Source organism: Streptomyces pseudogriseolus, from assembly GCA_002154585.1.
GTDB classification, from domain to species: Bacteria; Actinomycetota; Actinomycetes; order Streptomycetales; family Streptomycetaceae; genus Streptomyces; species Streptomyces pseudogriseolus.
Genome location: MUNG01000126.1, coordinates 1 through 7,387, shown reverse-complemented (window position 1 = coordinate 7,387; position 7,387 = coordinate 1). Strand labels below are relative to the sequence as shown.

The window sequence follows — 7,387 nt, the reverse complement described above, 5'->3', positions numbered from 1 at the left end:
CCGGGGCTCCGCCCCGGACCCTGCTCCTCAAGCGCCGGAGGGGCTGGGGGGTGCGCGGACGGGCTGTGTGCAGCTACCTGCCCGGGCGGACCGTCAGGTCGTTCACTTCCGCGTCTCTCGGGAGGTCCAGGGCCATGAGGATCGTCGTGGCGACCGACTCCGGGTCGATCCATTTCGACGGGTCGTAGTCCTTGCCCTCCTGCTGGTGGACCTTGGCCTGCATGGGGCTGGCCGTGCGGCCGGGGTAGACCGTGGTGACGCGGACGCCGTTCGCGTGCTCCTCCTCGCGGAGGGAGTCGGCGAGGGCCTTGAGGCCGTGCTTGGAGGCCGCGTAGGCGGACCAGTCGGCGTGGGCGCTGAGGCCGGCGCCGGAGTTGACGAAGATCACGTGGCCGCGGCTCGCGCGGAGCTGGGGCAGGAAGTGGCGGGTCAGTTCGGCGGGCGCGACGAGGTTGACGTTGAGCTGGTGGCGCCAGCTCTTCGGGGTGAGGTCGCCGACCCGGCCGAGGTCGACGACGCCCGCGACGTGCAGCAGCGAGTCCACCCGGTCGGGCAGCGACTGGTGGGAGAACGCCCAGCTCAGGCGGTCGGGGTCGGCCAGGTCGCCGACCAGGGTGCGGGCACCGGGGAACTCGGCGGCCAGCTCCTTCGCGCGGCCCGCGTCGCGCGCGTGGAGCACGAGGTCGTCCCCGCGCGCGTGCAGGCGGCGCGCGACGGCCGCGCCGATGCCGGAGCCGGCTCCGGTGATCACATGTGTAGCCATGACCGCCATGCTCGCATCACCGCGAGGTCAGGCGACGCCCAGGCTCTCCTCCAGGTAGGCCAGCGCGCCGACGGGCTCCTCGGCGAAGAAGACCAGCTCGCTCAGCGGGCGGGGCAGGAAGCCCTCGTCCTCCATGCGACGGAACTGCTCCTTGAGCCCGTCGTAGAAGCCCGCGGTGTTGAGCAGCACCACGGGCTTGCCGGTGTGGCCGTGCTTCTTCAGTTCCAGGATCTCGGTCGCCTCGTCGAGGGTGCCGGTGCCGCCCACCATGATCACGACGGCGTCCGCCTTCTCCAGCAGCAGCCGCTTGCGCTCGGCGAGGTCCTTGGCGACCACCATCTCGTCGACGCCGGGGCGTGCCTTCGCCGCGAGAAACTCCACCGAGACGCCGCAGAGCCGGCCGCCGGCCTCCTCCACCCCGTCGGCGACGACCTTCATCAGGCCGACGTCCGAACCGCCCCAGACCAGGGTGTGCCCGCCCTTGCCGAGCAGGCGCGCGAAGTCCCGCGCGGGGCGTGTGTAGCGGTCGTCGAGGTCGGCGGCGGAGAGGAAGACGCAGATGTTCACGGGCGTCAGCCTACGCCCGGGAAGAAGGCGGCCCCGAGGGGTGCTGTAGGGGGTGGACCGACCACCGAGGAGGACGCCGTGACCACAGGCCATCGCATCACCGTCGAACCCGGCGACCGGCACGTGCGCGTGGTGCGCGACGGGCGGGTCCTGGCGGAGAGCGACCGGGCGCTGGTGCTGCACGAGACGGGCTGCCCCGCGCGCTGGTACATCCCGCCGGAGGACGTGCGGCTCGACCTGCTGACGCCGTCCGCGACGCACACGTACTGCCCGTTCAAGGGGACCGCGTCGTACTGGTCGCTGCCGGACGCCCCCGACCTGGTGTGGGCGTACCCGGACCCGAAGCCGGCGGTGGCCGCGATCAAGGACCACCTGTGCTTCTACGAGGTGGAAGTCGACTGACCCCCGCGCAGGGGTGTGATCGGCGGACGCGCCGCCCGCCGCCTCACGGACGATTTCCCTGCCGTGCGGCAGTCTGGTGAGGCATGGACCAGAACATCTCCTCGCGCGACGGCACGTCCCTCGCCTACGAGAGCGCCGGGCGCGGCGCCACGATCGTCCTCGTCAGCGGCGCGATGTCGACGGGCGCCACGGTGGCGCCACTGGCCGCCCCGCTCTCCGAACGGTTCCGGGTGGTGGTCTACGACCGCCGCCGCCGGGGCGCGAGCGGGGACACGCCGCCGTACGCGGTGGAGCGCGAGGTGGAGGACCTGGCGGCGCTGATCGAGGCGACGGGCGGCGAGGCGGCGCTGTACGGCGTCTCGTCGGGCGGCGCGCTGGCGCTGCGGGCGGCGGCGAGCGGGCTGCCGGTGCGCCAGGTCGCGGTGTACGAGACGCCGTACGCGATGTCGGACGAGGATCTGGCGGGGCGCGCCCGGTACACCGAGCGGCTGGCCGCGGCCCTGGAGGAGGGGCGGCGTGGCGACGCGGTGGAGCTGTTCCTCCAGCTCACGGGGCTGGACGACGCGGTGATCAGCAGTGCGCGGCAGTCGCCGATGTGGGCGGGCATGGAGGCGCTGGCGCCGAGCCTGGCGTACGACGACGCCGTGATGGGCGACGGGAGCGTGCCGCGGGAGATGCTGGCGTCGATCCGGGTGCCGGTGCTGTCGATCGCGGGCGACGCGAGCCCGGCGTGGATGCGTCAGGCGGCGCGGGCCATCGCGGAGTCGGCCCCCCGGGGCGCGTACCGCACCCTGGAGGGCCAGACCCACATGGTCGAACCGGACGTGCTGGCGCCGATGCTGGCGGAGTTCTTCTCGCGGTGAACGGGCGGCGGCCCGCTCAGGCCACGTCCGCCGTCGCCCGCTCGGTGGTGGCGATGGTCGCCGAGCCCACCACGCGCGTGCCGTCGTAGAGGACGACCGCCTGGCCGGGCGCGACGCCGCGGACCGGCTCGGCGAAGCGCACGCGCAGCTCCTCGCCGACGAGTTCGGCGGTCACCTCGGTCTCGTCGCCGTGGGCGCGCAGCTGGGCGGTGTAGGCGCCGGGGCCGGTGGGGGCGGCGCCGCACCAGCGGGGGCGGATCGCGGTGAGGGCGCCGACGTCGAGGGAGGCGGCGGGGCCGACGGTGACGGTGTTGTCCACCGGGGAGATGTCGAGGACGTAGCGCGGCTTGCCGTCGGGGGCGGGGGTGCCGATGCGCAGGCCCTTGCGCTGGCCGATGGTGAAGCCGTACGCGCCGTCGTGGGTACCGATCCTGGCGCCGGACTCGTCGACGATGTCGCCCTCGGCCTTGCCGAGCCGCTTGGCGAGGAAGCCCTGGGTGTCGCCGTCGGCGATGAAGCAGATGTCGTGCGAGTCGGGCTTCTTGGCGACGGCGAGTCCACGGCGCTCGGCCTCGGCGCGGATCTCCTCCTTGGTGGTGACCGTGTCGCCGAGCGGGAACATGGCGTGGGCGAGCTGGCGGTCGTCGAGCACGCCGAGGACGTAACTCTGGTCCTTGGCCAGATCGGAGGCGCGGTGCAGCTCGCGCGTGCCGTCCTCGCGGAGGATCACCTTGGCGTAGTGGCCGGTGCAGACGGCGTCGAAGCCGAGCGCGAGCGCCTTGTCCAGCAGCGCGGCGAACTTGATCTTCTCGTTGCAGCGCAGGCAGGGGTTGGGGGTGCGGCCGGCCTCGTACTCGGCGACGAAGTCCTCGACGACGTCCTCGCGGAAGCGGTCGGCGAGGTCCCACACGTAGAACGGGATGCCGATGACGTCGGCGGCGCGGCGGGCGTCGCGGGAGTCCTCGATGGTGCAGCAGCCCCGCGCGCCGGTGCGGAACGACTGGGGGTTCGCGGAGAGCGCGAGGTGGACGCCGGTCACGTCGTGGCCCGCTTCGGCGGCGCGGGCGGCGGCGACGGCGGAGTCGACGCCTCCGGACATGGCGGCCAGGACGCGGAGGGGGCGGGTGCGCTGCGGGGTGTCAGTCATAGCCCCTCCAGGGTAAGGGGGGCGCGGGAACCACGGCCGCCGGATACGCGTTCACGATCACATGGGGGCCAAGGGAGCATCCGAGGACGGCGACCGGCGCATCGGGCGGCGCGCCCTGATCGTGGGCGGACTGGCGGCAGCGGCGGGGACGGCGGCGCTGGCGCGTGACGAGCTGGCGCGGCTGTGGTGGCGGCTGCCCGGCGTCGACAAGCCGCGCAGGCCGGGCGAGGTCGACTTCGCGGGCGCCCGCTGGGTGGCGGCCTCGGACGCCAACTGGCGTGGCGCGGACCGGCCGGACGACTTCCGTATCGACATGGTGGTCGTGCATGTCACGCAGGGCAGCCTGGACAGCGCGGTGCGGGCGTTCCAGGACCCGGGGCACAAGGCGGCGGCGCACTACATCGTCGGCAAGGACGGCCGGATCACGCAGATGATCCGCGAGCTGGACGTGGCGTACCACGCGGGCAACCGCGACTACAACGAGCGCAGTGTCGGCATCGAGCACGAGGGCTTCGTGGACCGCCCGGAGGACTTCACCGCCGAGATGTACGCGGCCTCGGCCCGTCTCACGGCCGGCATATGCGCCCGCTACGGCATACCCGTCGACCGCAAGCACATCATCGGCCACGTCGAGGTCCCCGGCACCGACCACACGGACCCGGGCCCCCACTGGGACTGGGACCGCTACATGCAACTGGTCCGCCGCGCCGCCACCGTCCGGGCCGCCCCCTCCGGCTCCCCGTCGCCCACGGCCCGCTAGGCGGTCACGCCCCGGGTGAGGTTGCGGTTGTTGACCCCGACCAGCACGAGGGCCGGCGCGAGGTCGGTGGCGTCGGCCGGACCGAGGACGGTGAAGGTGGCCTTCTTCCGCGCGCCCCTGCCGTGCCGGCCGGTCCGGATCTCGACGCCGTCGCGCATCAGGGCGCGGTCGCGGTGCCGTCGCCCGGTCGCGAGGTAGCGGTACTCCCGCCCGGCGGCCTGCATCCGCAGGGCCCGTCCGGCCCTGGTCCGGGCCCAGCGGTTGCGCTTGATCCGGATCCCGGTCCCGCCGTTGGCTGTACGTCCGCCGCATGGTCCCCTCCCCTTCGTGCACGCACGCCGCTCCGGTCAGGCGGACCGGCGGCTCAGGTCAGCCCGGCCGCCCGGGCCCGTTCCACCGCCGGGCCGATGGCCTTGGCGAGGGCTGCCACGTCGGCCTCCGTGGAGGTGTGGCCGAGGGAGAAGCGGAGGGTGCCGCGGGCCAGGTCGGGGTCGGTGCCGGTGGCGAGGAGGACGTGGCTGGGCTGGGCGACGCCGGCGGTGCAGGCGGAGCCGGTTGAGCACTCGATGCCCTGGGCGTCCAGGAGGAGGAGCAGGGAGTCGCCCTCGCAGCCGGGGAAGGTGAAGTGGGCGTTGGCGGGGAGCCGGCCGCCGGGGGCGGGGTCGCCGCCCAGGAGGGCGTCGGGCACGGCTTCGAGGACCGCGGCGACCAGGTCGTCGCGGAGGCGTCCGATCTCCAGGGCGAACCGCTCCCGCTGTTCGGCGGCGATCCGTCCGGCGACGGCGAAGGAGGCGATCGCCGGCACGTCGAGGGTGCCGGAGCGGACGTGGCGCTCCTGGCCGCCGCCGTGCAGCACGGGCACGGGGGTGTGCTCACGGCCCAGGACCAGGGCGCCGATGCCGTACGGCCCGCCGATCTTGTGGCCGGAGACGGTCATCGCGGCGAGCCCGGACGCGGCGAAGTCCACCGGGACCTGACCGAAGGCCTGGACCGCGTCGGAGTGCAGGGGGACGCCGAACTCGGCGGCGACGGCGGCGAGTTCGGCGACCGGGAGGATCGTCCCGATCTCGTTGTTCGCCCACATGACGGTGGCGAGGGCGACGTCGTCGGGGTCGCGGGCGATGGCCTCGCGCAGCGCGTCGGGATGGACCCGGCCGTGGGCGTCGACGGGCAGGTACTCGACGGTGGCGCCCTCGTGCGTGGCGAGCCAGTCGACGGCGTCGAGGACGGCGTGGTGCTCGACGGGGCTGGCGAGGACCCGGGTGCGGGCCGGGTCGGCGTCGCGGCGCGCCCAGTACAGGCCCTTCACGGCGAGGTTGTCGGCCTCCGTGCCGCCGGAGGTGAGGACGATCTCGCTGGGGCGGGCGCCGAGGGCCTCGGCGAGGGTCTCGCGGGCCTCCTCGACGGTGCGCCGGGCGCGGCGGCCGGCCGCGTGCAGGGAGGAGGCGTTGCCGGTGACGCCCAGGTGCGCGGTGAGCGCCTCGACCGCCTCGGGCAGCATCGGGGTGGTCGCGGCGTGGTCGAGGTAAGCCATGGTGGGGCCGAGTCTACGGGGCCGGGTGCACGGCACACCGATCCCGGTGGCCGGTATGCGCCGCTGCGGCGGGCTCCGGCGGGGCGCCCGGTCAGAAGCTCCAGGAGATCGTGCCGTCCGCCTGCATGAGCACGGCGAGGACGACCAGATCGGCGACACCGAGGCCCAGGCCGAGCAGGGCGCGGCCGCGGCGGGCGGTGCCCCGCCACAGGGCGACGGTCGCCAGCACGATGGCGCTGGGGCCGAGGAAGACGTTGAGGACGAGCAGGCCGAGCAGGCCCAGGACGAACGACGCGACGGCCATGCCGTCGGTGTCGTGGATCCCGGTGCGGCGGCCGGCCGGTGCGGTGAGCTGCATGATGATCGGCTCCTGCGGTCGAGGTCGTCGGTGGTGGCCGGAGACGGCCGGTGGGCGGGCGGCGCGGGTCAGTGCGTGGAGGCGCCGCGGTCGCGGCCCTGGTGCTCGCGCAGGGCGAAGACGCCGAGCCAGACGGCGATGACGGCGCCGACGGCCACGGAGAAGGCGAGCGGCGCGTGCGCGACGGCGCCGAGGACGACGCCCAGCAGCAGAAGCGCGGCGACGAGGAACAGCATGGGTCGGACCCCCAGTTCAGGTGAACGCTTGCAGTAACACTTGTTCACTGACTTACGAGTCTAACGCGCCTACCCGCTTTGCAATGTGGGAGAACAGTTGTTAACTGCATGGCATGAGTCACACGTCCGGCATCCGGCAGGCCCGGAAGCAGAAGACCCGGCAGGCGCTCCTCGACGCCGCGCTCGAACTGCTGGAGGCGCAGAGCCTGAGCAGCCTGGGCCTGCGGGAGGTCACCCGCGCCGTGGGGATCGCCCCGACCGCGTTCTACCGGCACTTCCGGTCGGTCGAGGACCTGGGCGTGGCGCTGGTCGAGGAGGCGCTGGGCAGTCTGCACCCGATGATCCGGACGATCGTGTCCACGACCGGGGACGGCGAGGAACGCGTCGCGCGGGCCGTCGAGCTGATCGCGGGGCACGTCGACGCGCATCCGGCGCATGTGCGGTTCATCGCCCGCGAGCGGCACGGCGGGGTGCGGGCGGTGCGGGAGGCGATACGGGATCAGCTCGCGCTGTTCACCGTGGAGGTGGCGGAGGCACTGGCAAAGGATCCGGTGTCCGCGGGGTGGGGGGAGGAGGATCTGGCGATGCTGGCCCAGCTGTACGTGGACCAGATGCTGGTCACCGCTTCAGCGCTGCTGGAGGCTCCGGTGCGGGGCGCCGAGCGGGAGCGGGTGGTCCGGATGGCCGCGCGCCGGATGCGGTTGATCGGGATCGGGCGTGCGCACTGGCTGGACGGTGGGGTGGGTGGAGGCGGGGG

11 protein-coding genes are annotated in these 7,387 nt (G+C 73.8%); 4 read left to right on the top strand and 7 right to left on the bottom strand.

Annotated elements, in window-relative coordinates; translation table 11 throughout:
• Positions 1-73: 73 nt before the first annotated feature.
• Both CCN29_RS12995 and CCN29_RS12990 read right to left on the bottom strand, forming a co-directional pair.
• Positions 74-772: an SDR family oxidoreductase gene (locus tag CCN29_RS12995; protein ID WP_078592311.1), complete on the bottom strand. Its 699-nt coding sequence runs from the start codon at positions 770-772 to the stop codon at positions 74-76.
• Between the two features lie 18 nt (positions 773-790).
• Positions 791-1,330, bottom strand: coding sequence for an LOG family protein (locus CCN29_RS12990; RefSeq protein ID WP_006134194.1), 540 nt, complete (start codon positions 1,328-1,330; stop codon positions 791-793).
• A 78-nt stretch (positions 1,331-1,408) separates the two neighbouring features.
• Here CCN29_RS12990 and CCN29_RS12985 point away from each other — a divergent pair, with 78 nt between their 5' ends.
• Both CCN29_RS12985 and CCN29_RS12980 read left to right on the top strand, forming a co-directional pair.
• Positions 1,409-1,732, top strand: coding sequence for a DUF427 domain-containing protein (locus tag CCN29_RS12985; RefSeq protein WP_006134193.1), 324 nt, complete (start codon positions 1,409-1,411; stop codon positions 1,730-1,732).
• Positions 1,733-1,815: 83 nt separating this feature from the next.
• Positions 1,816-2,595, top strand: coding sequence for an alpha/beta fold hydrolase (locus CCN29_RS12980; protein WP_086681890.1), 780 nt, complete (start codon positions 1,816-1,818; stop codon positions 2,593-2,595).
• Between the two features lie 16 nt (positions 2,596-2,611).
• Here CCN29_RS12980 and mnmA read toward each other — a convergent pair whose 3' ends face one another.
• Positions 2,612-3,742 (bottom strand): tRNA 2-thiouridine(34) synthase MnmA, encoded by a 1,131-nt coding sequence (gene mnmA, locus CCN29_RS12975; RefSeq protein WP_086681887.1) that lies wholly within the window; start codon positions 3,740-3,742, stop codon positions 2,612-2,614.
• A 61-nt stretch (positions 3,743-3,803) separates the two neighbouring features.
• On the opposite strand from mnmA, the gene CCN29_RS12970 reads away from it, so the two are divergent.
• A complete protein-coding gene (locus tag CCN29_RS12970) occupies positions 3,804-4,502 on the top strand; it encodes an N-acetylmuramoyl-L-alanine amidase (RefSeq protein ID WP_086681884.1) in 699 nt (232 codons plus the stop codon).
• Here CCN29_RS12970 and CCN29_RS12965 read toward each other — a convergent pair.
• The 4 genes from CCN29_RS12965 to CCN29_RS12950 form a co-directional block, all read right to left on the bottom strand.
• Positions 4,499-4,726: a hypothetical protein gene (locus CCN29_RS12965; protein WP_442538350.1), complete on the bottom strand. Its 228-nt coding sequence runs from the start codon at positions 4,724-4,726 to the stop codon at positions 4,499-4,501. The genes CCN29_RS12970 and CCN29_RS12965 overlap by 4 nt on opposite strands.
• A 140-nt stretch (positions 4,727-4,866) precedes the next feature.
• The gene (locus tag CCN29_RS12960; protein WP_006134188.1) at positions 4,867-6,036 is read right to left on the bottom strand and encodes a cysteine desulfurase family protein; all 1,170 of its coding nucleotides are present in this window, start codon (positions 6,034-6,036) and stop codon (positions 4,867-4,869) included.
• Positions 6,037-6,127: 91 nt separating this feature from the next.
• Positions 6,128-6,394, bottom strand: a complete 267-nt coding sequence (locus CCN29_RS12955) for a hypothetical protein (protein WP_006134187.1) — start codon at positions 6,392-6,394, stop codon at positions 6,128-6,130.
• A 68-nt stretch (positions 6,395-6,462) separates the two neighbouring features.
• The gene (locus CCN29_RS12950) at positions 6,463-6,630 is read right to left on the bottom strand and encodes a hypothetical protein (protein WP_006134186.1); all 168 of its coding nucleotides are present in this window, start codon (positions 6,628-6,630) and stop codon (positions 6,463-6,465) included.
• Between the two features lie 113 nt (positions 6,631-6,743).
• On the opposite strand from CCN29_RS12950, the gene CCN29_RS12945 reads away from it, so the two are divergent.
• Positions 6,744-7,387, top strand: a 644-nt coding sequence (locus tag CCN29_RS12945) for a TetR family transcriptional regulator (protein ID WP_107481694.1), incomplete at its 3' end; no start/stop codon positions are given.

Excerpts from the sequence above, each read along its gene's own strand:
- CCN29_RS12995 (WP_078592311.1), bottom strand. The coding sequence starts at position 772 with ATGGCGGTCATGGCTACACATGTGATCACCGGAGCCGGCTCCGGCATC.
- CCN29_RS12980 (WP_086681890.1), top strand. The coding sequence starts at position 1,816 with ATGGACCAGAACATCTCCTCGCGCGACGGCACGTCCCTCGCCTACGAG.
- mnmA (WP_086681887.1), bottom strand. The coding sequence starts at position 3,742 with ATGACTGACACCCCGCAGCGCACCCGCCCCCTCCGCGTCCTGGCCGCC.
- CCN29_RS12970 (WP_086681884.1), top strand. The coding sequence starts at position 3,804 with ATGGGGGCCAAGGGAGCATCCGAGGACGGCGACCGGCGCATCGGGCGG.
- CCN29_RS12965 (WP_442538350.1), bottom strand. The coding sequence starts at position 4,726 with ATGCAGGCCGCCGGGCGGGAGTACCGCTACCTCGCGACCGGGCGACGG.
- CCN29_RS12960 (WP_006134188.1), bottom strand. The coding sequence starts at position 6,036 with ATGGCTTACCTCGACCACGCCGCGACCACCCCGATGCTGCCCGAGGCG.
- CCN29_RS12955 (WP_006134187.1), bottom strand. The coding sequence starts at position 6,394 with ATGCAGCTCACCGCACCGGCCGGCCGCCGCACCGGGATCCACGACACC.
- CCN29_RS12950 (WP_006134186.1), bottom strand. The coding sequence starts at position 6,630 with ATGCTGTTCCTCGTCGCCGCGCTTCTGCTGCTGGGCGTCGTCCTCGGC.